Genomic DNA, 23,704 nt, shown 5'->3' with positions numbered 1-23,704 from the left:
AACATGCATCTTGCCCAATTTAATATTGCCGAAGCACTCGACACTATGGAGAGTCCTGTAATGGCCGATTTTGTAAACAATACCGATCGTATCAATGCCTTGGCTGAAAAATCTCCCGGCTTCATTTGGCGTTTTACAGATGATGAAGGGAATGATTCCTATTCGGTTAGAATCTTCAAATCGGATTTTATACTCGTAAACATGAGTGTTTGGGAGAATCGGGAAAGTTTGTTCAAGTTCGTGTACAATTCAGATCACGTAGAAATCTTCAGAAGAAAAAAAGAGTGGTTTTCAAAAATGCCGAAAATGCATATGGTGTTATGGTATATTGAAGAAGGCGAAATCCCTACCCTTCAGGAAGGAAAAAAAAGACTCGAATATTTGCAGGAGCATGGAGAAAGTGAATATGCCTTCAGCTTTAAAAGTAATTTTTGAAACGATGTCGTTTTTCGATTTATCCAAGTTAGCACGTGTTCAAAAAGTAGCTGAAATTCAGTTTCAGTTACAAGAAGCTGTCAAAACAAAGTATGTAACTATTTTTATTGACTATTTTTCAAATGAAGACACCTACATTCGATAAGCTTCCTATTTGGGTGTTGGCAGAATTTATAACGGGGAACCTTCGCTTAGAGAATCCCTTGTAGAAGTTATACTGAAATTACTATCGGAAGCTAATGAGCATGTGCGGCAAACTGTGGTGAATGCAGCAGGTGAAATTGGCAAATTTCAATTTGAAGTTGTTTCAGCAATTTTTGACGTAGCCTTATTCGATTCACATCACAAGGTGCGAAATGCAGTAATTGGTTCGCTGAAGAAAATGAGTCAGAAAAACCCGAAGCCCACTCTGGCTTGGGCCAAACAATTTTTAACACATCCCGACAAAGAAATAAGACGGCAAGTGTGTCATGGTATCGAACTGCGTGGGAGAACGCATCCTCAGGATATTTTACCACTGTTGGAAGTGTTACAAGATGATGAAACCAAACTCGTACGAGACACATTAGTGCATGTTTTGGGGCAAATTGCTTATAAAAAAGGGTGTCTGCCAAAGGTTATTTCGGCTCTAAATACCTGGAAGAATAAAGACTTGGTGAGCGATGCCATGCTTGAAATTATCGACGTCCACAGTGAACAACGATATGCAAAGTTCTCGGCACTTACACAAGATGAAGTAATGGATTATATTTCGGAAAATCTTACAGCATAAAAAAAGACCCCGCAATGCGAGGCCCTCTTTCACTTAACTCAACTAACTAACCTTATTGTTTAGGCATTACTACCTTATCAATTGTGTGAATTACACCGTTAGACGCATCTATATCAGCGGTAACAACGGTTGCAATTGCACCTTTGGAATCTTTTATTTGCACCTTACCATCTTTTAGAGACAACGTTAAGTTATCACCTTGTAATGTAGTAACAGTGTATTTGTTGTTGTTATCGTTAATAGCCTTTACAAGATCGGCAGCTTTCCACTCCCCGGAAACTACGTGATATTTTAATAATCCCTGCAATGTTTCTTTGTTTTCAGGCTTCATTAAATTGTCCATAGTCGCTTTAGGTACTTTGTTGAAAGCTTCATTTGTGGGTGCGAATACAGTATATTCTCCTTCTCCTTTAAAGGTTTCGGCTAAATCTGCTGCCTGCAAGTGGTGCACTAGTCCTGAGAAATTTTCATTTCCCATGGCCAAGGCTGCAATGGTATTATTTTCAAATTCCATTTTTGCCATTTTAGCATCCTCTTCGGCTTTCAATTGGGCTTCCATTTCCATTTTTTGAGCTTCAGCCAATGTTGCGGCTTCAGCATCTTTCTTTTTACTATCGTCGCAGGCAGTAAAGACCATTACTATTGCTGCTAATGACATGATAATTGCTTTAAATTTCATAATGTTGATTTTTGTTTCAGTAAAAGTAGGTTTCATAATGTGAAATTTGTATTAAAACAATTTAATGTTACGTTAAATTACCACTTTGACCTATAATTTTTGTTAAATGTCGAAAACAAGAGACACGATTTAAAAAATAGGTCAGATACCGAAACAAAGATTTCAAAATTTGTATCTTTAAGTCATAAACTTAAAATGTAAACAAAATGGTTAAAGCAAAATATCAAAGCGTTCTGGATTTGGGAGAAAAATTGAAAATCCAAAAAGGAGATGTACAGGTGAACGGAAATAAATTAGAAGTTCGGGGAGTGGCAAATACGCCTTACGAGAAGAACCTGCTTTGGGATGAAATTAAACGCGTTGGCGGTGAAAATCCCAATGATATTATGGCAGATATTACGGTTGCAGATTCTTCGGTATTTGCGAGACATACCGTTGCAAGTGGAGAATCATTGAGCAAAATTGCGAAGCATTACTACAAAGATCCTATGAAATACAATGCTATTTTTGAAGCAAACAGAAATATTTTAAAGAATCCGGATATGATTCATCCTGGACAAGAATTGGTCATTCCGAATCTGTAACTCCTACACATACCTACTTTTTTAACTGACCCCTCCTTAGCGATGCTTTGGAGGGGCAGTTTTTTTATGTCTTTTGAAAATACTCATTATATGTTACTACAAAAAAGAATCTTCTAACAACATTTTACTAACTTTAGGAATTCAAAAGAAATAAGTAAGTATCAATCAAAAAATAATCAAAAAATAATGAAAAAAATATTCTTTCTGGCGTTCCTCTGTATCGCCACCTCTCTTTCGGCTCAACAACTTTCAATGGACATTTTAAAAGATATGAAACCTCGGAATATAGGTCCCGGTGGGATGTCCGGTCGAGTAACCGCCATTGATGTTGTGATAACAAATCCCGATATTATGTATGTTGGTACTGCATCGGGAGGTTTATGGAAATCTACAAGTGGCGGTATAAAATGGAATCCGGTATTCGACAAGGAGGTCACGGCTTCGATTGGAGCGGTTGCCATTCAGCAATCCAATCCGTCTGTAATTTGGGTTGGAACCGGAGAAGGAAATCCCAGAAACAGCTTAAATGGAGGATATGGAATTTATAAGTCGGTGGACGCGGGAAAAACATGGATGTCTATGGGCCTTGAAAATACCCGGCATATTCATCGAATAATAATCGATCCAACCAACCCCAACATAGTTTATGCAGGTGCCATTGGTTCTCCATGGGGGGAACATCCCGAGAGAGGTGTCTTTAAAACCACCGATGGTGGAAAGACCTGGACCAATATTTTGTTTTCAAATAATAAAACCGGCGTGGCCGATATGGTTATGGATCCGACCAATCCAAATAAGTTAATTGTCGCTATGTGGGAACACAAACGCGATCCGTGGTTTTTTAATTCCGGTGGCGAAGGCTCCGGGCTTTTTATTACACATGATGGCGGTGCCACCTGGCAAAAACGAACCGATGCCGATGGGCTTCCGAAAGGAGAGTTGGGACGTATTGGTATTGCCATTGCGCGAAACAAACCTAATATAATCTATGCGCTTGTGGAAGCGAAAAAGAATGCATTGTACAAAAGTGAGGACGGCGGATTTAAATGGAAAATGATCAGCGACAAGGATGATATAGGTAACAGACCGTTCTATTATTCTGAAATATATGTAGACCCTGAAAATGAAAACAGAGTGTACTCTGTTTTTACCTATATCAATGTATCGGAAGATGGCGGGAAACATTTCGAACAATTGATGCCCGCTTATGGAGTTGACAATGGAGTTCACCCCGATCATCATGCCTGGTGGATTCATCCAACCGATGGGAGTTTTATGGTAGACGGTAACGACGGTGGGTTGAATATTACACAAGACGGTGGAAAAACCTGGCGTTTTGTTGGAAACCTTCCGGTGGCTCAGTTTTATCATATTAATGTAGATAATGAATTTCCTTATAATGTTTATGGCGGAATGCAGGATAATGGAAGCTGGAGAGGGCCGGCATATGTTTGGAAATCGCAGGGCATTCGAAACGACTACTGGCAGGAAATATCCTTTGGTGACGGTTTCGATGTGGTTCCCGATAAGGATGACAGCAGGTATGGATGGACCATGAGTCAGCAAGGCTACGTAGATCGTTACGATTGGATTACAGGAAATAACTACACGGTACGACCCACCCACCCCGATCCAAATGTAGAACTGCGGTTTAACTGGAACTCGGCTATAAACATCGATCCGTTTAACTCGAGTACCATTTACTTTGGAAGTCAATTTGTACACAAGAGTACCGATAAAGGCTTAACCTGGAAAGTAATTTCTCCCGATTTGACCACCAACGATCCCGAAAAACAAAAGCAAAGCGAAAGTGGAGGTTTAACTATGGACGCTACCGGTGCTGAAAATCACACCACTATCCTTGTTATCGAACCTTCTCCCGTCGAGCAAAACATGCTATGGGTAGGATCGGACGACGGACGAGTACACTATACCCAAAACGGGGGTCAATCTTGGACAGATGTGTCTAAAAACTTAAAAGGACTCCCTGCAGGAAGTTGGGTAACTCAGATAAAGGCTTCGAATAAAAACAAAGGGGAGGCATTACTTGTGGCGAACGATTACAGAAGATTTAATTATACTCCCTATGCCTACCGCACCAAAGATTATGGAAAGACATGGCAGCGAATTGTAAGTGAAAAGGATGCTAAAAGTTATGCTCTCAGCATTGTCGAGGATCCCATTGAGAAAAATTTGATGTTTTTAGGAACCGATGACGGCTTGTATATTTCAATCAATGCCGGAAGCAGCTGGACAAAATGGACCAACGGTTTCCCAACAGTTTCAGTAAAAGATTTGGTAATCCATCCTCGTGAACACGATTTGGTAATTGGAACATTTGGACGAGCGGCCTGGGTATTGGACGATATTAGACCTTTGCGGGAAATTGCAAAGAACAATAATGTTTTAAATTCAGATTTAAACGTTTTCAGCCCACCTATCGCTTATGAAGCCGCCTACCAGCAACCTACAGGGAGTCGCTTTGGAGCTGATGCCATATACAATGGTGAAAACAGAGGATACGGAGCCCAAATAACCTATTATTTTCTGAAAAAAGAAGAACCTAAGAAAGAAGATGCTTCAGAGAACAAGGATGAAAATAAAGACGATGAAAAAGAGACAGAAGCTTCCGAAGCCAAAAAAGGACCTAGTAAAGATTCTCTTTATATGAAAATCTATGACGGCAATCGTTTAATTAGAACTCTAAAAAAGAAAATTCCGGACAGCACAGGTATTTACAAATGGACCTGGTATTTGGATGAAGCCGGAGTGGAAAGACCATCACGTAGTGTGAGAGAACGCAAGAACGAACCCGGAGGTACTCAGGTAAAACCCGGGAACTATCGTGTGGAAATAAACTATATGGATAAGTCGTCCTCAACCACTATCAAGGTAGAAAGCGATCCCAGGTTGGAAGTTTCACAAAAAGCCATCGATGAGAGTTATGCGACATCAAAGGAAATAGAAGAAATGACTCAACTTGCGGCCGATGCTGTAAAACAACTGGTAGAAAGTAAATCTAGTTCGGAAGAATTCAGTAAAAAACTAAAAAAAGAAGACGAAGAAAAGTACAAGGATGCCATAAAAGCGAGTAAAGAAATTACTAAAAAAATCGATTCGCTTGTCGCACTGTATATTGGAAAAGAAGACGACCGTCAAGGGATTACCAGAAATCCGGAGGTAACTGTGATGCAAAGAATAGGCACGGCCAATTGGTATAGTGGTAGCCGACCTAACGGTATCACTTCCACCGAAGAAACCTTGCTTCAGCACGCTAAGAACCAATTAAACGAGGCTATAAAGCAAACAAATGCCTTTTTTGTAACCGAATGGGCAGAATATAAGTCCAATATGGAAAAAGTAAATCTATCACTCTTTAAAGAGACAAAAACGTTTAAAACTAACTAAAAGCTATCCCATGAAAAAAATACTTATTCTGAGTTTTACGGCAGCACTGTTTTTTGCCTGCAAGGATCAAAAGAAAAACGAAACCGCCAAGGCGGTTGATGTTAAGAAATATAGTATTGAGCAGTTTATGGACAACGAAAATGCCTTCGATAATGGCTATTCGGCCGATAAGTCCAAGGTATTAATAACGAGTAATCGTTCCGGAATTTACAATATGTATACGGTTTCGGCCAAAGGAGGTGAAATGACTCCAATAAGCAAGTCGGACAGTGCCTCGGTATTCGGAATATCCTATTTCCCCGAAGACGACCGCATCCTGTTTAGGATGGACGGCAATGGAGATGAAATTTATAAAATATTTGTGAAGGACGGGGAAAATATAAAGCGACTGACGCCCGAGAAAAATGTACGAGCCTTATTTAGAGGCTGGGCTAAAGACGGAAAAAGCTTTTTCTACGGAAGCAATGAACGAGATGCAAAGTATATGGATCATTACGAAATGAATCTTTCAGATTTCAAATCCAAGCGCATCTACAAAAATGAAGACGGAATGGATTTTGCCGGAATGAGTGATGACCGAAGCTATATCGCCCTTGTTAAACCGGTTAATACCAACGATAGGGACTTGTTTTTACTCAATACCAAAACAGGAAAAAAAGTTAAGGTAAATGATACGCTTAGCAGTAACTCGGCTGAGGACTTTTCTCCCGATGGAAAACATTTTTACTATACCACCGATGCCGATGCCGAATTCAGTTACCTGATGCAATACAATCTGGAAGATGGAACCAAAACCAAAGTGCTGGAAAAGCCCTGGGATATCAGCTCGTTTTATTTCACTCATAATGGCACATACCAACTGCTGTTCACAAACGAAGATGCTAAAACTGTGATGGAGGTAATCGATGTGGCTTCGGGAGACAGAGTGGTGTTCCCAAAATTTGAGGGACAATATATAAGCGGAGCCGAATTTTCAAGAGACGAATCTATGGTGCTGCTAAGCGTGGGAGGTTCCCATACACCGACCAATTCCTATAGTTATAATTTGGCGACTAAAGAATTGCATCAACTCACCGATGTGCTGAACAAAGAGATCGACGGAAACGATTTGGTTTCAGCCACAGTGGTTCGTTTTAAGTCGTTTGACGGGCTGGAAATTCCTGCCATCTATTACCAACCCAAACAAGCTTCGGCAGATAATAAAGTCCCCGCCCTGGTATGGGTACATGGGGGCCCCGGAGGTCAATCAAGACAAGGCTTTAGCCATACCATTCAGTATTTGGTAAATCATGGCTATGCGATACTCGCTGTGAATAACAGGGGTAGTAGCGGGTATGGAAAATCCTTCTTTAAAATGGACGATCAAAATCACGGGGACAAGGATTTAAAAGATTGTATTGCGGGGAAAGACTGGTTAGCCGCTCAGGATGTTATTGATGCTGATAAAATAGGAATTATTGGAGGATCCTATGGAGGTTATATGACTATGGCCGCCCTCACCTTTGCTCCGGAAGAGTTTAAGGTAGGAGTGAATATATATGGTGTGACCAACTGGATGAGAACCCTCAAAAGTATTCCGCCATGGTGGGAATCGTTTAAAGAGGCCTTGTACACCGAAATGGGTGATCCGAATTCGGCAGATTCGGTTAGATTAAGAGCAATTTCTCCGCTTTTCCACACCGAAAAAGTTACAAAACCGCTTATTGTTTTACAAGGAACTCAGGACCCACGTGTACTTAAAATTGAATCGGATGAAATTGTGGAGGGCGTTAAAAAGAATGGTGTTCCGGTAGAATATGTTTTGTTTGAAGATGAAGGGCACGGATTTGTAAAAAAAGAAAACCAGATTGAAGCCTATGGAAAGATAAGAGCCTTTTTAGACAAATATTTAAAGGGTGAAGGGTTGGAAACAATGGATGATGGAACAACCAAGACTACGAAAATAGACGCGGATTCTTAATCAATCCTTTTTAGTATGCTGAAACAATTTGTTTTTCTTTGCATAATCCTTATTAGCGGAATGACCAGGAGTATCGCTCAAGATTCGGGAGAAGGACATTTGGGAGCCTGGTATATTTTAACGGGTACACATACCTTAAGTGATAAACTGAGTATGTATACCGAAATCCAGTGTAACTTATATGAAGTAACCTCCAACTTTGAACAATTTTGGGCCCTAACGTCTTTAGATTATCATTTTCTAGAAAATGCCCAAGCCAGTATTGGCTATGGGTACTTTAATGGCGACTCTTCTTTCACCGATACTCAGGAAGAAGAAAATACTCGTGAAAATAGGGTCTTTGAACAATTTACACATACTGGCAAATTAGGGAAGTTTACTTTGCAAAATCGCTATCGGTTAGAGCATCGATTTATCGAAAAACCCTTGCAGAGCCTCACTGAACACAGAATAAGAGGTCGCTTACAAATAACGTATCCCATAAATGATAATTGGTTTTTACAAGGGTTCGATGAGGTATTTATTAATCTGCAAGAACCCATTTTTAATCAAAATAGATTAACCGGTACTTTGGGATATAAATGTTCTCAAAACATAAAAATTCAGGTCGGATATATGAAAATACATTTTACAGGACGCAGTTATGACCGTTTACAGTTAGTTTTAAATATCAATACCGACTTACGAAAGAAAGCGATAGAAAAGGGATAAAAAATGAAACAGCAAAAGGTAACATTTAAAAACAAGGAAGGTCAAATGCTTTCGGGAATTCTAGAACTACCCGCTGACAGCCTTCCACATAACTTTGCGCTTTTTGCGCACTGCTTTACCTGTACTAAAAATCTAATCGCCGTAAAAAACATTAGCCGAGCCCTAACCGCATCAGGTATTGGAGTACTTCGTTTCGATTTTACGGGTTTGGGCGAAAGTGAAGGGGATTTTGCCGATACTAACTTTTCGGGCAATGTGGAAGATTTAGTCGCTGCAGCCAACTATTTATCCGAATTTTTTAAGGCTCCTACCCTACTTGTGGGACATTCGCTGGGTGGCGCTGCCGTTTTGTTTGCGGCAGCCGAAATTGCTTCGGTCAAAGCTGTCGTCACTATTGGTGCTCCCAGTGATCCTGAACACGTACAACGCCTGTTGAAATCGGATTTACCCGAAATTCAGCAAAAAGGAATTGCCGAGGTAAATGTTGGAGGAAGAAGTTTTACAATTAAGAAACAATTTTTGGACGATTTACAATCCCAATCATTAGGTCTGGTGATAAAAGATCTTCGAAAAGCAATATTAATTTTACACTCACCTCAGGATACCATTGTGGGAATTAAAAATGCCGAAGAAATTTATATCGCTGCCCACCATCCAAAAAGCTTTGTATCACTTGACGGGGCAGATCATTTGCTCTCTAAAAAGGAAGATTCTCTGTATGCAGGTAACGTAATTGCAGGTTGGGCGTCTCGATATATCGAAATTCCAAAAACCACAACGGTAAACACACAACATGATGTAGTTGCGAGTTTAAACATGGAAAACGGATTTACAACTCAAATGAAGGTAGGTAGTCATTATATGACAGCCGATGAACCTGAGAGTGTAGGCGGAAATAACTTCGGGCCCAATCCGTATGAATTTGTTTCTGCGGGATTGTCTGCCTGTACTGCTATGACGCTTCAGATGTATGCAAAACGGAAAAAATGGGATCTCCAGCATGTAGAAGTCCATACCAGTTATGCCAAAGAATATGCCCATGATTGTGAAGCATGTGATGACCCTTCAGCTAAAATAGACACGTTTAAGCGCGAAATTAGTGTTGAAGGTGATCTGGATGATACACAATTAAAAAAACTGCTTGAAATAGCCGATAAATGTCCTGTGCACAAAACTTTGCACAGCGAGACCCAGATAATTACGAAACTATTATAAAATTAGATGAACCTTTTAACTTCCGATCGTTTTGAAGTCACCCTTGTTGGAACACACGGGTTAATTATTCCGGAAGCAGTCGCAGATTTCTTTGTTGAGAAAGGTCACACCCGGGTGCAATTAAAGGCCTTTTTTAAGGATGCACAAATATCTTTTCACGGCGCTTTACACAAATACGAGGGTAATTATATGGTGAGCTTCGGAAAAAGATATCAAAAAGAATTAGGAGTGTTTGCGAACGACTATTTCGAACTACAGCTTATTGAAAACACAACAAAGTATGGCGTGGAAATGCCGGAAGAGCTTTCGGCTGTGTTAGAAAGTGATCCTGAAGCATCGGAACTATTTGACCGTTTTACAGATGGAAAAAAGAGATCATTAATTTATTACATCCTACGGTTTAAGAACTCCCAAACCAGAATTGACAAGGCATTACTAATTTCAGAAAATATAAAACGCGGCATCACCGATCAGCAAGAACTGGTGAAACAACCGTAAATGCTAAGATTTTCTAAACTTTTTGGCATTGCTAAAGAATCATCATACCTTTAAGAATCACTAAACTAAAAAACACAATAATCATGAAAAAAATAGCATTATCCATTATGGCCTTATCTCTTATTTTACTTGTTGGTTGCAAAGACGACAAAAAGAAAATGGAGGAAGACGATGTTACTTCCACCGAGGTAGTTGAAGAAACAAAGAAGGAAACACCTAAGGGAATGACCATAACTATGGAGTCTAAAAGTGAAAGTAATGCTACGGGAAGCGTAGCTTTTAAGGAAGTAAACGGAACAGTTGCAATGGAAGCCACACTGGAGGGATTAACTCCCGGGGTACATGCGATACATATACATGAAAAAGCCGATTGTTCTGCAGCCGATGGCACCTCAACAGGAGGACATTGGAATCCAACCTTTGCACAACATGGAAAATGGGGTGCTACTGAAGGGTATCATAGAGGGGACATTGGCAATTTTAAAGTCGGTGAAGATGGAAAAGGCTTTATTTCAATGCAAACCAACGAATGGTGTATTGGTTGCGATGATGAAACAAAAAACATAGTTGGTAAAGCCATTATCGTTCACCAAGGGGAGGACGACTTTGTAACTCAACCGACAGGAGATGCTGGCGGAAGAGTGAGTTGTGGAGGAATTATTCAATAAAAATTTAAAAGATTAATATTAGTATGATAGCCGCCTATTTTGGGTGGCTATTTTTTTTGCGAATAGGTGTGCTTTGTAAATTATAGTCAATAAAAAGTCCGTCCCCAAGGAATGCTTGGGGACGGACTTTTATAGTTAGATGCTATAGAAAATGTTTCTTTTTAGGGACACAGAAGGTATTTTAATGTTTACTTTATGTTTCATTATCATAGTACCTATATAGTATACAACTAACAAAACAAAAACCCTACCAAACTTTTTTTGAGAAGCTCAATTTAATGAGAAAACCCCTGTCTTTTAAGTAAAGACAGGGGTTTTTAAATTTACTAAATGTTAGGGTTAATGCTTAACAATTCGTTTTACAATACTAGTTGTAGCTGTATTAATTTTTACAAAATACATCCCTGTAGCCAAAGCTTCTACTGAAATTTCAGTGCTTACTCCGGTATTAGACAAGTTGATTGTTTGAATTAATCTACCATTTACATCCATAATTACTGCTGAAAGCAATTCGGTTGTTGTGTTGTTAATCAATGTTAACTGACCTTGAGTTGGGTTAGGATACAAGATTAGGTGATTCCCTAATTCTGAATCTGACACCCCTAAGATCTCATCTACTGTTACATTAAAGGTACAACTTGATGCATTTCCTAAATCATCGGTTGCAGTCATTGTCACTACGGTTACTCCTACACCTACCATAGTTCCCGCTACCGGGTCCTGAGTAATAACAGGAGATGCAGTACAATTATCGGTCGCCGTAGTTAATGCAGTGTAATCGGGCAAAGTATATTGGTCACCCGGATTTACAGATACTGTTTCATCTGCAGGACATGTTATCACAGGAGCCAGTGCATCTACAGTTGCTGTAGCCGGAGAACGATCTCCTAAACAACCATCAAACCCTAGGTTTATATCACTATTCGCAACACCAAAATCGGCAGCTTCACAACCTACAGCCCAGTCGGTGGCCGAATCTGTATCGTCATGTCTTCGGAATGAATCTGGACATGCACTTGTAAATGATGCTCCTATCCCGGTCCAGTCTAAGTCGGCACCCGTAACGTTAAATCCGTTAATGGTCACGTTGAGTCCGCTTATAGCAGCTGCGCTCCAGTTCCAGAATAATGAATCCACTACATTTCCGGTATCATCAATTACAATAATCCATCCTGTACCTGCTGAACTCCAGAATAAATTATTCCCCCAATACTGTGCAGATCCCGAAGAATCGTCCCAAAATACCACTGAATCGGCCGCCATAGCACCCAATGTCTTGGTAATAGAATTTACAATATTAATATTGGAATAATCGTCACTTACCGCGACGGTATATCCTGAATAATCTGCAGCAAGTCCAACATTCTGTAATTCGAATGTATCGGGTGTATCAATTCTTGTTTCAGATATTTTTAACTGCGACAAAGGTCCCGGAGGAGTTTCTTGTGCATACACTGTAGTTGTAGTTACCGGATTGAATGTATAATCTTCACCTTCAAATAAGAAAGTTCCATCTATTGGAGCGTCATACCATCTAATTACATTTAATGGATCTGATAAAACTGCCGATACTGTTACCGGAGTTCCGGGACAAAAGTCCATTGCATCCACTGTAACAGGTCCGGGAGGAATCGCTAGTACTTCAATATCATCGGAAGCAGAAGAAGCAATAGAGCATACTCCGGCTGGGACATCGTAAGTAATTGTATGAAGTCCAACACCCGCAGCGACTGGATCGAATGAATAAGTACTTCCATTCCCGTCATCGGTTACTCCTGTTCCACTATAAACGCCTCCTAGAGGAGATCCACCACTTAATCCTGTTAATACTGGAGAATTTGCACAAACATCATCGGGAGCAGTAAAGGTTGCTAACCCTGAAGGTGTATCAAATGCTTCAGTACCGTCACTTCGACTTGCGGAAGAACCTTGATCTGCACTAACTCCTAATCCTCTTTTTGCAAAGGCATCCCAAAGAATACATTCGTTTGCGCCACCATAGATTGCAAGATCTGCCGCAAAAATAGCATCTCTTCCGTCTACAAATCCGGGGCTACATGGTTGTAATTTCATGGCTTCTGTTACTAAGGCAAAGGCTTGAATATTACCTGCATCCAATGAAACATCTCCCGTAAAATTATAGAAATTGGTATCAAATCCGTACTCATCGATTAATGCCCATGTAACTTCCCACATCATAGTTGCCCATACCGAGCCTACACCGTGAGGCACGGCAGCTGTTTTAATATCATCGTATGTTTGAGGATTAACCGTCATGTCTGTTGTGTAAGGATATGGACGTATTCCGGCACCACCGGGTCCTTGTCCAAATAAATAAGTTCCAACTCCGCGTTCATCGGTTCCTGTGTCTCCGGATTCAATACTCATAAGAACTCCGTAAAAATCACTCCAACCTTCTCCCATTTGTTCCTGGTTGCCCAAACATCCTGCTGCTCCCGGACCTCCGGTGAGTCTGTTTGAAATTCCATGACCATATTCATGTACAATTACCAAATTATCGAAATCACCATCCTTGTCGCCACAAACATACATTTGCATGGTTGGGTTTCCACCATCGGCCGGGGTTCCAAAATTTGCATTACAGGTTCCCGATCCATCTTGTGCTTCGGCATTTACCGAATCACTCCCAAGTCCACCGTTACCGTAATTATTTTCCTGAAAATTTCCTCCCGCTTCATCAAATCCGTATTGGTATAACAAATCGTGAATAATATTATTCCAATAAAAAAGATTGGTGATTGCGGCGTCCTCATATTGATTCGCACCCGAATAAATTTGACTAAATGGATAGCCTACAAAATAAAGAGAAGCTCCCCCATCAGGTTGATACCCGGGATTGTTTCCATCTTCGTATGCGTTTACGTTGTTACCACGCGTTACCGTAAATTCGGCTCCTGCAGCACCATTTGTATCGTGCCATCCAAAAGGAGACGCGATGGCGTTGGAAGCAAATGTCTCGACAGTTCTTGAACCGTAATAAGGGCTTTCGATTGGCATCGCAAATACTTCGTAACACTCGTTACATCCGGAATTTGCATTCGCTACCAGTTCGTTATAATTAGGAATATCAAATAAATTGGCATTGTAATCTATCACTTCGGCATCGTCGCTATGATCGTGTTCGAAGGCACAACTCAACATCCAGTTTACTTTATCAACAATTACTCCCGAAGCAGCATCTACTCGCATACTCCACCAGTCTTGTTGGCTTTTTTCCTGAATTGAAATATCCCAAACCAAAACCAATTCGTCGTTCTGGTTTAATTGATACATTAATTTGGCAGGAATAGGACTTAAAGATATCCCTCCATCACTAATAAGTGATTCCTGACTCACTCCTTTTTTCTTACTAATTACGGAAAGAGTTTCGGTAATATTGTAATTCAACTGACTGGCTGCAGATTGCACCGCCTGGACTGCAGTTAATGCAGGTGTTGAAGATCCAACGGCTCTATTAACAGCATTGTTTATAAAATGATTGCTTGCAGAAATCACCTTTCCGTTAGGAAGTGTATGCACGCCTGATTCGGTACCGTAAATTTGTAATCCGTTTAATGTTTGACGGTAATAGATATGGCTTACATTACCAACACGACTCACAGTCTCATTGGTAATTTCCCATTTAACATCTTCCTGCGTAATTTTACTGTTTTCACGCAATTGTTGAAGTTGGTCATCAATACTTTGGGTAGTTTTTTGCGCCATAATTTGTCCCGCAAAGACAAAGACAAGCCCTAAAAACAACCGGAAGGTAATTTTTTTCATCTAGTTAAATATTAAAGGTTAGTAATAAGTAGGTCATTATATTTTAGTAAATCTATTAAAATATGTCTAGTTGCCAAACTTTTAGCGGGACATATATTAAATTTAACATTCAAAGAGGGGCATAAAACTTTAAAAGTAAGAAAGTTAAAATCCCACATGTGCAAATTCTTTTTCAGTACTTTAGCAGTTCAATAAAAAACGATATGGAACAACCCAATGCTTTAATTCTTGAAATGCAGCAGCGTAATGAAAAGGCATTTTCGAAAATTTATTCGATGTATTCTGAAGCGATTTATGGTGTTATTTATAGTATTGTTTTAGACAGTGATATTGCCGAGGAGGTCCTTCAAGATGTGTTTATTAAGGTCTGGGACAATTCATCCTCTTACGACATCGATAAAGGCCGATTTTTTACCTGGCTACTTAACATCGCACGAAACGCCGCAATAGATAAAATTCGATCCAAAGCATATAAGAACACCAAGAAAAACCTAAGTACTTCAAATTTCGTAGATATTCTGGCTGGAAGTGATAGTTTAAACCAAAGGACAAATGCCATAGGAATTAAAAAGTTTGTCGATGCATTAAAGCCTGCCTGTATTAAAATTATTGACCTACTCTTTTTTAAAGGGTATACGCAGGTGGAAGCGGCCGAAACATTAAAAATTCCATTAGGAACCTTAAAAACACGAAACAGAAATTGTATTCAGGATCTTAGAACTATGGTTCTGGGTTAAATAGAAAATATGACTAAAGAAGAAATAATAGCATCCGGTAAATTAGAAATGTACGTCTGTGGCTCGCTTTCTGCTGAAGAAATTTCAGAAGTTGAACAGGCCATTATCGAGCATCCGGAACTGCGAAAAGAAATAGAAATTATTGAAGCTTCCTTAATCACACTTGCTGAAGCTGTTGCTCCACCGTTGTCTGCGATGGTTTGGACCTATATCATTAATTCAATTCAAAAGGTAAGAACATTAGATAGCGCCTCAAGAACTAACTGGCCGGCCATTACCGGTTGGGCAGCTGCGATTTTATGTATTGCCGGTATTTTCTGGATGTTGAATGAAAATAATGATCTGCAGGAGGATATTCAAATCACCACAACCGAAAATACATTATTAAAAGAACAGATTGATGTAACCGAAGGAGAACTTACTGAGGCAAACAACATCCTAACTGTCCTGCGGTCTAAAGAGTATACAACTATCATGCTTCCGGGTAATCAGGCAGTTGCGCCTGAAGCATTTGCCAAAGTATATTACAACAAGAAAGAAAACATTGCTTACATAGATGCCAGCGGATTACCTGTTGCTCCATCCGGAAAGGTATATCAAGTATGGTCACTTAAACTGGATCCACTTACTCCTACAAGTATGGGATTGTTGAGTGCCGATACTCAAGCCGAGAAAGGCGTGTATAAATTTGATAACATTCCAGATCCTGAGGCCTTTGGTATCACTCTCGAGCCCGAGGGAGGAAGCGCCACTCCAACACTTACGCAATTGTATACGTTGGGAGCTGTATCTCCATAATACGATAGCTTCAATTTAAACTTACTACAATTAAAAAGTGCCCTCTTTTGGAGGGCACTCTAACTAACAAAAAAACTCTGAAACCGGTAACACCGGTAGTTAAATATCTATAGTTGTAGATAATCAACCTTTCTACTTCTATTTACGTAATTAAACGAGGGTTGGTTTTGTTATTTGTTATAAATCTTCAATACTTTTAGTAAGCACCGGTCCCAGTTCGAAGGAAGCTTCTAATAACTCTTCTTTAAGCGGTTGCACCTTTTCATCCATGCCGTTTGCCTTATAAATTAACGCCGCGTGGTATTGTGCCATAGGTTCGAACGTTTTCCCTATAACGAAGGCTTCAATTGTCTCCAACGCGGCATCCTTTCTTCCCGCTTTTAATTGTGCATAGGCTAATAAATCGTAAGTTTCGGGAGTGGCACGATTTCCAATTTCTATTTCAGCTAACTGAACCGCTTTTTCAGGATTTGTTTCTGCAAAGATTTCGATAAGAAATGCGTTGTACATTCCTCCATAGTTGCCTGCCTCGGCAGCAGATACAAACTTGTTGGTAAACATAGTAGCTTCAGAAGTATTGCCTTCGTACTCGGCCATTTCAGCTTTCAATAAATAATAATCCGGTATTTTATGCTGCACCATCACCGAATCAAGAATTCTATTGGCTTCTTTGGTATTTCCTTCCGAAGCATATAAAATCCAGGTGATTCCTTTTTTTGCATACGAATTATCGGGCTGTAGTTGCAGTGTTTTAAGATAATGGATATACGCATCTTTAATATTTCCCGCATGCCCGTAGAAATCGGCCAAATTGGTATAAGTCCAAATTCTTAACCCATCACCTCCGCGTTGTTCTGCAATAGTTTTGGCCTTTTCGAGATATTTAATTGCAGCCTCTAAATCGCCTTTATAATCGCTCCATTTCGCAAGGCGTATTAGGTAATTATAATCTCCTGTATTCTTTATTCTCCCCAAGAGAGTATCTGCTTTTGCATATTCCCCCAATTCCATATACACATCGAATAAAATCATTTCGGTGGCGCGTTTGTTCGAAATTCCTGCATAGCTTTCCTCTAATATTGTTTTAGCCTCTTTAAACCGGTGTTGTGAAATATAGTTGCGCGCCAATCCTCTTACGTACCCATCCTTGTTGTTTGCCGAAATTGCTATGGCTTTTTTGTACAATCTTTCGGCGGCATACAGGTTTTGTGCATCTCCCGTAGTAGTAAAAATAGTGGCATATGCGTTTGCCAAAGGTCCCAGCTCTCCTACTCCGGTACTATCTGCATCCAATCTATTATTCCAGAAGTTCATTTCTGTTACGGCTTCGGTATAGGATTGGTTATTGGATGTATTTAAAAATGAATTGTAATCCTGTGAATGGGTAACTTGTTCGTTGTGTTGTTTGTCACATGCAAAGCATAGTGATAAAGCTATAAATGATAGTAATAGTCTCATGTTAGTTATTTTTAAAAACAAGAAAAGAGCAATCGCTTGCCCTTTTCTTTCAAATTCTTGTGAATATTAATTATTAGGCGTTTCCAAATAAGGGAATCCCAGCGTAAAATCACGATCTCCGGAATCTACACCATCACTGGTAAGTTGTGGAGTACCGTTATTTCCGTCAAAACGAGTCCCGCTCATTCCACCAAACATTAATGTTAATGATATATCAATAACATCGTCGCTTAAGTTTCTACCCGTTAAGGCATTGGTACCATCGTAATACGTGGTAGGAGCATTTGGCGCTACTTGTATGGCATCAAATTGTGCCAATACTGTTGTAAACGTCGCTGCATCCAATCCTAAAATATTGGTTTCATAATCTAAATCGGCAGGATCGATACCCAGCGAAGCTGCGTATACATCGTGATAAAACTCTAATCTTTCCTGAAATCCAGCCTGGAAAGAAGATCTCCCGCTTACAATCGATCCGTTAAAATTATTCTTTATAGCGTTGCTACCTCCAAATACGGTATTAATACCGGGTCTTCCCATTATATCTTCCTGACTGTAGTTTCCGCTGAAATCTAAGGCTGTCACACAGGGAACACAAGCCGTTCCTCCACAGTCTACACCTTCTTCATCCTGATTTTGGATACCATCATCGCAGGTCTCCTGTAGGATTACATTTCCGTTGTCATCATCATCCGAACATTGTACAAAAAGTAGTGACGTGCAGATGGCAACAAATAGTATTCTAAATTTATATGTTTTCATTGTTTTCGTTTTTTAGTATTTTAATTATTGCTTTCTTTTTGCACTTACCCATACATTATAGGCGTCCGGTAATGCCCCCGGAGGAAATAAACCTGCGGCTACTGCAACGTGAGTAGGAGCTGTACCTAACATAGAATTAGGAATTTCAACAGCGATAGCCAATACATTTAAATCGGCGAAAAAGTCACTGGCCTGCCCCGGAGGTAGAAACCCTTCCGGTGCTACGGCTCCTGAAATTACCAGGTTAAAGCGATTAAAGTCGAAATAGAAAGCATCTCTACGCGGACCGGCAAAGTATTTAACACCACCAACATTTGCAGTTTGAACATCTGTACTCGTAGAAATCTTTACGGCAACCGGAGCTACTGAAGTTTCAACCACACTCCCTAATCCCGCTTGGGATGGAGCTACAGGGCCAAAAAAGTACATAGAGTCGCCTCTTTTGATGGCTTGAATTACCAAATCTTCTATAAAATCTCCGGTGTTATCGATATTGAATTCTATCAATACGTCTTCATCAAATTGGGCATTTTCGGTAACAGGACCCGGAGTTAAAGGGCCTTGAAGTGTCGCAATGAATACGGTTTTATTAGCATCATCACCTTCGAATGCATAGAAATCGGCGATATCCGTTGTGGTACCGGCAACATCTGGTGCATCAATGTGATCTGCAGCAATTAAAAATACAGAAAGCACGGCTAATCCCATCCCTCCTATCGCTGCAAAAATTTTTGTTCTTTTCATAATTGAAGTTTTTTAATTAATTATTTTTACTCGTTCATATTCATTTACGACGAAAGTACATAGTTGGTTTTTTAACAACAGTTAATCTTTTGTTAATGTAAATTTACAACTTAAAAGTTGACACAAAGTTACCAAAACACATGAACCCTTCCGCAATAGATTGGATTCCGAAGTATCTAAATGGCATTGAGCAAAAAATTCTCATTTCCTCTCATAAAGATAATGTACAATTTTACAAAGCATTAAAACACTCCGGCTTTATATACGGAGTGTCTGCCGATGCGGTTTTAAAAAAATCTGTTAGTTCCTTAAAATTAACCAAAGAAGAATACACCAAGATTAATCTCTTTCACACCTTACTGTTTACTTATTTTCAAAATAATCCCGAGGATGATTTTTCGAAAGCGATAGACACTATAAACGAGTTTTATAAAAAACTGGAAAAAGGAAAAACAGGCTTTTTAAAAAAACTATCCCTTTCTCAAAGTGCAACACAGCAGCTTGAAAACATATTGTCCTCCCGAATTCAGGAGACGAATTACCTCATTAAGAAAAACAATATTTCCTTACTTACCTATGCCCTGTTATATATAGATGTGTTGGTTTTTTCGAAATGGTTAACTACTGCCAAATCCATTAAGGAATGCGCCAAGCACCTGGAAAGTATGGTGATCTCATTTTCCTTTTTGGCCTTAAGATCCAAAAAGAAAAAGAACAAGTACGACCATTTGTTAATCGATTTGTTTGAATCGTCTTCCGAATATTTAATTGAAGAAGGCGCCAAGAAAGATCCGGTCACCCTTGAAAGCATGACCAACTTTGCTGCCTTGACACATCTAGAAAAGAAATACATTTTAGATTTATGTACGCTGGCCGTGTGGGATGATTATGTGATGGATGAAAACGAATACCAATACTTACAACAGCTGTCCGAAAAATTACAACTCGATAAGGGGGAAGTGACCGAAAGCTTGCAAGATTTGAAGCGCTTTTCAGAAAAATATACCGAAAGTATAAAGCTATTCGAGTACTCCAATCCGGTTAAACAGTTTTACAAACAATCTGCCGCCACAGTGAAACTCCTTATTTTACGTAATAAGAACCGTTTAATTAAAGAATTGGAAGAAAGTGGAGAGTTGTTGGTGCTATTGTCACATTCGACGGTTCGCGACCTCAACGCCGAAGAAAAGATAAAAGTTAAGGAGCAATTACTCGATATATGCAAAACTATTCCTTCGCTCACCATTTTTTTACTTCCGGGAGGAGCTGTATTATTACCGTTGTTGGCAAAATTTATTCCTAAGTTATTGCCTTCGGCTTTTAATGAGAACAGGATTAATGAAAATGATAAGAAATAGATTTACTCTAACCACACTTTAAAATCTTTTACACGCTCTCTCGCCACAATCACTTCTTGGTCTTTGTAGCTGTTCAGCTTTAATTGAAGTCGCGAATTGGTATACGAAATGATATCTTTAATGGCATTGATGTTAATAAAGTACTTTCTGCTTATTCTGAAAAAAGTTTGGGGTTCCAGTTCTTCCTCCAATTCTTCAAGGGTAGTATCCAGTAAATAATCACGTCCCTCTACAGTATGCGCATAGGTTCCTTTATTTTCACTGTAAAAGCACTCTATTTCATCTACAGAAATCATTTTAATATGCTGCCCAATTTTGGTTGTGAACCGCTTTTTGTATTCGCGTTCAACCGGATTGGAAAGTAGTTTTTTAATATCCTCGAAATTAAGTTGAACGTTATTGGCCTGTGGCTTTACTTTCTTATACTTTTCCACCGCGGCTTGCAACTCGTCATCGTCTATAGGTTTCAGCAGATAATCAATACTATTCAATTTAAATGCCTGAAGTGCATATTCATCGAAGGCAGTTGTAAATATTATGGCACTTTTCACTTCAACCGCATCAAATATTTCGAAGGAAAGTCCGTCACTTAACTGAATGTCTAAAAGAATAAGATCGGGGTGTGTGTTGTTATTAAACCATTGGATTGCTTCCGAAACGCTGTGAAGCATATGCTGCGTGGTCACGCCCAACTTTTCCAGCATACGCTGTAAACGCCTGGCCGAAGGTTTTTCGTCTTCTATTATTAGTACTTTCATAGCTATTGTTTGTTCCACTTATTGGTTCGTTTAAGTTCTTCTTCGTCTTTTTCCATAAACTCACGTATTTTTCGTTCTTCCCAGTTTTTAAAAAAACTGAATTTGTCTTGAAAAACATACAACCCGTGAAACAAGAGTCCGATTCCCCAAAAGAAAGGAGTGGTAAACATGGGCCAGGTAGGAACTTCAAAATTGAAATCAAAAAATCCATTGTGAAAAAGCCCCATATGCATTAGCAAAAGCAGGATGTTAATGACTATATAAACGGTTAGGTGAGAATAAAATCCTTTTATCTCTTTAATCTTTTTCTTTGCGCGTTTGTATTTAATTTTGTCTAAATCTTCCATTGTATTTGCATTTAATTCCAACGTTGGTCGGATTCATTTTCTTCCTTGGTGATAATATCTTTAATTTTCTTTTTCTCCCATTCCCTTAAGAAATCAAATCGGAATTTAAACACGAGTATCCAATGAATTAACAAACCAATTCCCCAGACAAATGTAATTCCGTAGGTATTCCAGTCCAACCAGCTTTGGAAATCGCGATTCTCAGTATAAATTTTAAAAATAGGAATGGTATTGGTCCTTATTAATAGCAATGGGATATTAAAAATAAGGTAGACCATCAAGTGGTTATAAAAACCCTTTAAACAACTCACGTGCTTTTTAGCGCGTTTGTATTTCAGCCTTTCTGAATCATTCATCGGTTCGAAATATTAGCTCCAGCGGTTGCCGGAAGAGGATTCATCATCCTTTTCCATAAATTCTTTAATTTTTCGCTCTTCCCAGTCTTTGCTCATATAGGGAAGCCATCCAAAAGCTTTAAATGCCTGAATTGCAATTCCAATTCCCCATCCAAAAGCAGCCCATAAAAACCAGGGATAGCTCCACTCGTTTGTGTAGTAATTTAGCGCTGCCAAAAAGCTTATAAATACGACATAAAACATCAGGCTGGTATAGAATTTCTTTATACAGGCAATTCGCTCTTTGGCTTGTAAAAAGCGTTTCTCTTTGTTAAAATCTTCCATTGTTATAATTCTTTAAAATCGTCTTTGTCCATTAATTCCCGCAACTTTCTATCTTCCCAATTTTTACCTAAAAACGGATTGTAATTAAACACCTCCATGGCATGACCCATCACTCCAAAGCCCCAACCGGCTATGGGAAATATAGCCCAAGGAAATCCGGTAGACTTGTAATTGAGAAAGATAAACACCGGAACCATAATTAAATAAATTGTAAGATGGACGTAAAATCCTTTTAACTCTTCTACCCTCTTTTTGGCGCGTTCGTATTTTTTTTCTGAAATATATGTCTCTTGTATATGCATGGCTTTTGTTTCTTGTGTTAGCATTGGTATTGCAATACTAAACTCTTTGTCATTTTCTTTTATCTGAACAGCTCTGTTGGTCAATAAAAAATACCGTTGTCTTATATTTCTAAGGCCTACTCCGCTGCTTTCTTTTACAACCTGTTTTGGCTGTACATTGTTCTTAATTACCAGATTGCCCTCCTCTTCAAAAATGGTGATATGCAGCTTCTTTGAGGGTGTCACCATATTGTGCTTTACGGCATTTTCCAACACCAACTGAAGCGCAAGCGGAATCACCTTTGCTTCAGGATTCGAAATATTGTTGGATATAGTAAACACAATACTGTCTTCAAATCGCATTTTTAGCAATGACATATACAATTCGGCAAACTTCAACTCTTCGGCTACCGTTACCAACTCTTTGTTCTTTTGTTCCAAAACGTAACGATATACTTTAGAAAGTGAGGTGGTGAACTTGGTAGCGGCTTCAGGGTTTTCTTCAATCAAACTGGTTAATACATTCAAACTATTAAAGAGAAAATGCGGATCCAACTGATTTTTTAAGGCGTCAAATTTTGCTGAAGCCGTTCCGGCAATGATTTTCTGTTCTTTTACCTTTCTTTCCTGTGTAAATCGGTAGTAATAAACTGCGTAAAAGATGGTAGTAATTACCGCCGAAATAATAAACGACACGTAATAATATTGCAATTTTTCATTCGTCAAAAACACCGAAAAAGTCTTCCCTTCTATAATCACTTCCGTAGTAAACCGAAGGAATAATAAACAGAGAATCGTAATTCCAATTCCTCCTAAAATACCCCGTGTAAGGTGGTGCGTTTTAAAAAGTTCTCCCTTGTATTTCTTCATTAAAAAGAAGATAAAGAATGCATTTGCCATATACAGCACCACCGAGTACAATTGGTTGTATCCAAACTCGGTAAAAAATTGTTGGATACTGTTTATACGGTACCCATTGAGATATTGTATAATTTCCAATACAATAAATATGAGGATCCCTAAAGAAAATGCTTTTCCAAACTCTTTTATTACTAACTTCATTTT

General features: G+C 39.2%; 23 protein-coding genes. 13 read left to right on the top strand and 10 right to left on the bottom strand.

Going from position 1 to position 23,704, the window contains the following annotated elements; all coding sequences use genetic code 11:
• Positions 1-3 precede the first annotated feature (3 nt).
• Genes ATE92_RS10110 through ATE92_RS10105 form a run of 3 tightly spaced genes read left to right on the top strand, consistent with a single transcriptional unit; the run spans position 4 to position 1,207 of the window.
• Positions 4-435, top strand: coding sequence for a DUF3291 domain-containing protein (locus ATE92_RS10110; RefSeq protein WP_100803591.1), 432 nt, complete (start codon positions 4-6; stop codon positions 433-435).
• The gene (locus ATE92_RS14090; protein WP_232729185.1) at positions 392-580 is read left to right on the top strand and encodes a hypothetical protein; all 189 of its coding nucleotides are present in this window, start codon (positions 392-394) and stop codon (positions 578-580) included. The genes ATE92_RS10110 and ATE92_RS14090 overlap by 44 nt, the downstream gene beginning before the upstream one ends.
• 9 nt (positions 581-589) lie before the next feature.
• Positions 590-1,207, top strand: a complete 618-nt coding sequence (locus ATE92_RS10105; protein WP_198515613.1) for a HEAT repeat domain-containing protein — start codon at positions 590-592, stop codon at positions 1,205-1,207.
• Positions 1,208-1,259: 52 nt separating this feature from the next.
• Here the strand turns inward: ATE92_RS10105 and ATE92_RS10100 are convergent, their stop codons facing one another.
• A complete protein-coding gene (locus ATE92_RS10100; protein WP_232729147.1) occupies positions 1,260-1,886 on the bottom strand; it encodes a fasciclin domain-containing protein in 627 nt (208 codons plus the stop codon).
• A gap of 206 nt (positions 1,887-2,092) precedes the next feature.
• On the opposite strand from ATE92_RS10100, the gene ATE92_RS10095 reads away from it, so the two are divergent.
• From ATE92_RS10095 to ATE92_RS10065, 7 genes are all read left to right on the top strand, one after another.
• Positions 2,093-2,470 (top strand): LysM peptidoglycan-binding domain-containing protein, encoded by a 378-nt coding sequence (locus ATE92_RS10095; RefSeq protein WP_100803590.1) that lies wholly within the window; start codon positions 2,093-2,095, stop codon positions 2,468-2,470.
• A 186-nt stretch (positions 2,471-2,656) separates the two neighbouring features.
• Positions 2,657-5,878 carry a hypothetical protein gene (locus ATE92_RS10090; RefSeq protein ID WP_100803589.1) on the top strand — a complete coding sequence of 1,074 codons (3,222 nt, stop codon included), beginning with the start codon at positions 2,657-2,659 and terminating at the stop codon, positions 5,876-5,878.
• 10 nt (positions 5,879-5,888) lie between these two features.
• The gene (locus ATE92_RS10085) at positions 5,889-7,838 is read left to right on the top strand and encodes a S9 family peptidase (RefSeq protein ID WP_100803588.1); all 1,950 of its coding nucleotides are present in this window, start codon (positions 5,889-5,891) and stop codon (positions 7,836-7,838) included.
• Between the two features lie 15 nt (positions 7,839-7,853).
• Positions 7,854-8,549, top strand: a complete 696-nt coding sequence (locus ATE92_RS10080) for a DUF2490 domain-containing protein (RefSeq protein WP_100803587.1) — start codon at positions 7,854-7,856, stop codon at positions 8,547-8,549.
• Positions 8,550-8,552: 3 nt separating this feature from the next.
• The gene (locus tag ATE92_RS10075; RefSeq protein ID WP_100803586.1) at positions 8,553-9,764 is read left to right on the top strand and encodes a bifunctional alpha/beta hydrolase/OsmC family protein; all 1,212 of its coding nucleotides are present in this window, start codon (positions 8,553-8,555) and stop codon (positions 9,762-9,764) included.
• A 6-nt stretch (positions 9,765-9,770) separates the two neighbouring features.
• The gene (locus ATE92_RS10070; protein ID WP_100803585.1) at positions 9,771-10,262 is read left to right on the top strand and encodes a YdeI/OmpD-associated family protein; all 492 of its coding nucleotides are present in this window, start codon (positions 9,771-9,773) and stop codon (positions 10,260-10,262) included.
• Positions 10,263-10,345: 83 nt separating this feature from the next.
• Positions 10,346-10,930: a superoxide dismutase family protein gene (locus ATE92_RS10065; RefSeq protein WP_100803584.1), complete on the top strand. Its 585-nt coding sequence runs from the start codon at positions 10,346-10,348 to the stop codon at positions 10,928-10,930.
• Between the two features lie 339 nt (positions 10,931-11,269).
• Here the strand turns inward: ATE92_RS10065 and ATE92_RS10060 are convergent, their stop codons facing one another.
• Complete coding sequence (locus tag ATE92_RS10060) at positions 11,270-14,716, bottom strand: M36 family metallopeptidase (protein WP_100803583.1); 3,447 nt, start codon at positions 14,714-14,716, stop codon at positions 11,270-11,272.
• 203 nt (positions 14,717-14,919) lie between these two features.
• Between ATE92_RS10060 and ATE92_RS10055 the strand changes: the two genes are divergently transcribed.
• Both ATE92_RS10055 and ATE92_RS10050 read left to right on the top strand, forming a co-directional pair.
• Positions 14,920-15,453 carry an RNA polymerase sigma factor gene (locus ATE92_RS10055; protein ID WP_100803582.1) on the top strand — a complete coding sequence of 178 codons (534 nt, stop codon included), beginning with the start codon at positions 14,920-14,922 and terminating at the stop codon, positions 15,451-15,453.
• A gap of 9 nt (positions 15,454-15,462) precedes the next feature.
• Positions 15,463-16,251 carry an anti-sigma factor domain-containing protein gene (locus ATE92_RS10050; protein ID WP_100803581.1) on the top strand — a complete coding sequence of 263 codons (789 nt, stop codon included), beginning with the start codon at positions 15,463-15,465 and terminating at the stop codon, positions 16,249-16,251.
• A 177-nt stretch (positions 16,252-16,428) separates the two neighbouring features.
• Here the strand turns inward: ATE92_RS10050 and ATE92_RS10045 are convergent, their stop codons facing one another.
• From ATE92_RS10045 to ATE92_RS10035, 3 genes are all read right to left on the bottom strand, one after another.
• A complete protein-coding gene (locus ATE92_RS10045; protein WP_100803580.1) occupies positions 16,429-17,709 on the bottom strand; it encodes a lipopolysaccharide assembly protein LapB in 1,281 nt (426 codons plus the stop codon).
• Positions 17,710-17,775: 66 nt separating this feature from the next.
• Positions 17,776-18,471, bottom strand: a complete 696-nt coding sequence (locus ATE92_RS10040; RefSeq protein WP_100803579.1) for a DUF4331 family protein — start codon at positions 18,469-18,471, stop codon at positions 17,776-17,778.
• Positions 18,472-18,495: 24 nt separating this feature from the next.
• A complete protein-coding gene (locus ATE92_RS10035; protein ID WP_100803578.1) occupies positions 18,496-19,215 on the bottom strand; it encodes a DUF4331 family protein in 720 nt (239 codons plus the stop codon).
• A 140-nt stretch (positions 19,216-19,355) separates the two neighbouring features.
• Here ATE92_RS10035 and ATE92_RS10030 point away from each other — a divergent pair, with 140 nt between their 5' ends.
• Positions 19,356-20,573 (top strand): LETM1-related biofilm-associated protein, encoded by a 1,218-nt coding sequence (locus tag ATE92_RS10030; protein ID WP_100803577.1) that lies wholly within the window; start codon positions 19,356-19,358, stop codon positions 20,571-20,573.
• Between the two features lie 2 nt (positions 20,574-20,575).
• Here ATE92_RS10030 and ATE92_RS10025 read toward each other — a convergent pair whose 3' ends face one another.
• The 5 genes from ATE92_RS10025 to ATE92_RS10005 are packed head-to-tail and all read right to left on the bottom strand — an operon-like array spanning position 20,576 to position 23,701.
• Positions 20,576-21,331 (bottom strand): LytTR family DNA-binding domain-containing protein, encoded by a 756-nt coding sequence (locus ATE92_RS10025; RefSeq protein ID WP_100803576.1) that lies wholly within the window; start codon positions 21,329-21,331, stop codon positions 20,576-20,578.
• A gap of 2 nt (positions 21,332-21,333) precedes the next feature.
• Positions 21,334-21,678, bottom strand: coding sequence for a 2TM domain-containing protein (locus ATE92_RS10020; RefSeq protein WP_100804412.1), 345 nt, complete (start codon positions 21,676-21,678; stop codon positions 21,334-21,336).
• An 11-nt stretch (positions 21,679-21,689) separates the two neighbouring features.
• Complete coding sequence (locus ATE92_RS10015; protein ID WP_100803575.1) at positions 21,690-22,034, bottom strand: 2TM domain-containing protein; 345 nt, start codon at positions 22,032-22,034, stop codon at positions 21,690-21,692.
• A gap of 12 nt (positions 22,035-22,046) precedes the next feature.
• Positions 22,047-22,358 carry a 2TM domain-containing protein gene (locus tag ATE92_RS10010; protein WP_100803574.1) on the bottom strand — a complete coding sequence of 104 codons (312 nt, stop codon included), beginning with the start codon at positions 22,356-22,358 and terminating at the stop codon, positions 22,047-22,049.
• 2 nt (positions 22,359-22,360) lie between these two features.
• Entirely contained in the window at positions 22,361-23,701 is a 1,341-nt protein-coding gene (locus ATE92_RS10005) for a 2TM domain-containing protein (RefSeq protein ID WP_100803573.1), read from the bottom strand.
• Between the last annotated feature and the right edge of the window lie 3 nt (positions 23,702-23,704).

The sequence above is a fragment of the Ulvibacter sp. MAR_2010_11 genome (assembly GCF_002813135.1).
In the GTDB taxonomy this organism is placed as follows: domain Bacteria; phylum Bacteroidota; class Bacteroidia; order Flavobacteriales; family Flavobacteriaceae; genus Altibacter.
The sequence above is the reverse complement of the archived record's forward strand: the minus strand, read 5'-3'. Positions and strand labels throughout refer to the sequence as shown.

Excerpts from the sequence above, each read along its gene's own strand:
- ATE92_RS10110 (WP_100803591.1), top strand. The coding sequence starts at position 4 with ATGCATCTTGCCCAATTTAATATTGCCGAAGCACTCGACACTATGGAG.
- ATE92_RS14090 (WP_232729185.1), top strand. The coding sequence starts at position 392 with ATGGAGAAAGTGAATATGCCTTCAGCTTTAAAAGTAATTTTTGAAACG.
- ATE92_RS10100 (WP_232729147.1), bottom strand. The coding sequence starts at position 1,886 with ATGAAATTTAAAGCAATTATCATGTCATTAGCAGCAATAGTAATGGTC.
- ATE92_RS10095 (WP_100803590.1), top strand. The coding sequence starts at position 2,093 with ATGGTTAAAGCAAAATATCAAAGCGTTCTGGATTTGGGAGAAAAATTG.
- ATE92_RS10090 (WP_100803589.1), top strand. The coding sequence starts at position 2,657 with ATGAAAAAAATATTCTTTCTGGCGTTCCTCTGTATCGCCACCTCTCTT.
- ATE92_RS10085 (WP_100803588.1), top strand. The coding sequence starts at position 5,889 with ATGAAAAAAATACTTATTCTGAGTTTTACGGCAGCACTGTTTTTTGCC.
- ATE92_RS10080 (WP_100803587.1), top strand. The coding sequence starts at position 7,854 with ATGCTGAAACAATTTGTTTTTCTTTGCATAATCCTTATTAGCGGAATG.
- ATE92_RS10075 (WP_100803586.1), top strand. The coding sequence starts at position 8,553 with ATGAAACAGCAAAAGGTAACATTTAAAAACAAGGAAGGTCAAATGCTT.
- ATE92_RS10070 (WP_100803585.1), top strand. The coding sequence starts at position 9,771 with ATGAACCTTTTAACTTCCGATCGTTTTGAAGTCACCCTTGTTGGAACA.
- ATE92_RS10065 (WP_100803584.1), top strand. The coding sequence starts at position 10,346 with ATGAAAAAAATAGCATTATCCATTATGGCCTTATCTCTTATTTTACTT.
- ATE92_RS10060 (WP_100803583.1), bottom strand. The coding sequence starts at position 14,716 with ATGAAAAAAATTACCTTCCGGTTGTTTTTAGGGCTTGTCTTTGTCTTT.
- ATE92_RS10055 (WP_100803582.1), top strand. The coding sequence starts at position 14,920 with ATGGAACAACCCAATGCTTTAATTCTTGAAATGCAGCAGCGTAATGAA.
- ATE92_RS10050 (WP_100803581.1), top strand. The coding sequence starts at position 15,463 with ATGACTAAAGAAGAAATAATAGCATCCGGTAAATTAGAAATGTACGTC.
- ATE92_RS10045 (WP_100803580.1), bottom strand. The coding sequence starts at position 17,709 with ATGAGACTATTACTATCATTTATAGCTTTATCACTATGCTTTGCATGT.
- ATE92_RS10040 (WP_100803579.1), bottom strand. The coding sequence starts at position 18,471 with ATGAAAACATATAAATTTAGAATACTATTTGTTGCCATCTGCACGTCA.
- ATE92_RS10035 (WP_100803578.1), bottom strand. The coding sequence starts at position 19,215 with ATGAAAAGAACAAAAATTTTTGCAGCGATAGGAGGGATGGGATTAGCC.
- ATE92_RS10030 (WP_100803577.1), top strand. The coding sequence starts at position 19,356 with ATGAACCCTTCCGCAATAGATTGGATTCCGAAGTATCTAAATGGCATT.
- ATE92_RS10025 (WP_100803576.1), bottom strand. The coding sequence starts at position 21,331 with ATGAAAGTACTAATAATAGAAGACGAAAAACCTTCGGCCAGGCGTTTA.
- ATE92_RS10020 (WP_100804412.1), bottom strand. The coding sequence starts at position 21,678 with ATGGAAGATTTAGACAAAATTAAATACAAACGCGCAAAGAAAAAGATT.
- ATE92_RS10015 (WP_100803575.1), bottom strand. The coding sequence starts at position 22,034 with ATGAATGATTCAGAAAGGCTGAAATACAAACGCGCTAAAAAGCACGTG.
- ATE92_RS10010 (WP_100803574.1), bottom strand. The coding sequence starts at position 22,358 with ATGGAAGATTTTAACAAAGAGAAACGCTTTTTACAAGCCAAAGAGCGA.
- ATE92_RS10005 (WP_100803573.1), bottom strand. The coding sequence starts at position 23,701 with ATGAAGTTAGTAATAAAAGAGTTTGGAAAAGCATTTTCTTTAGGGATC.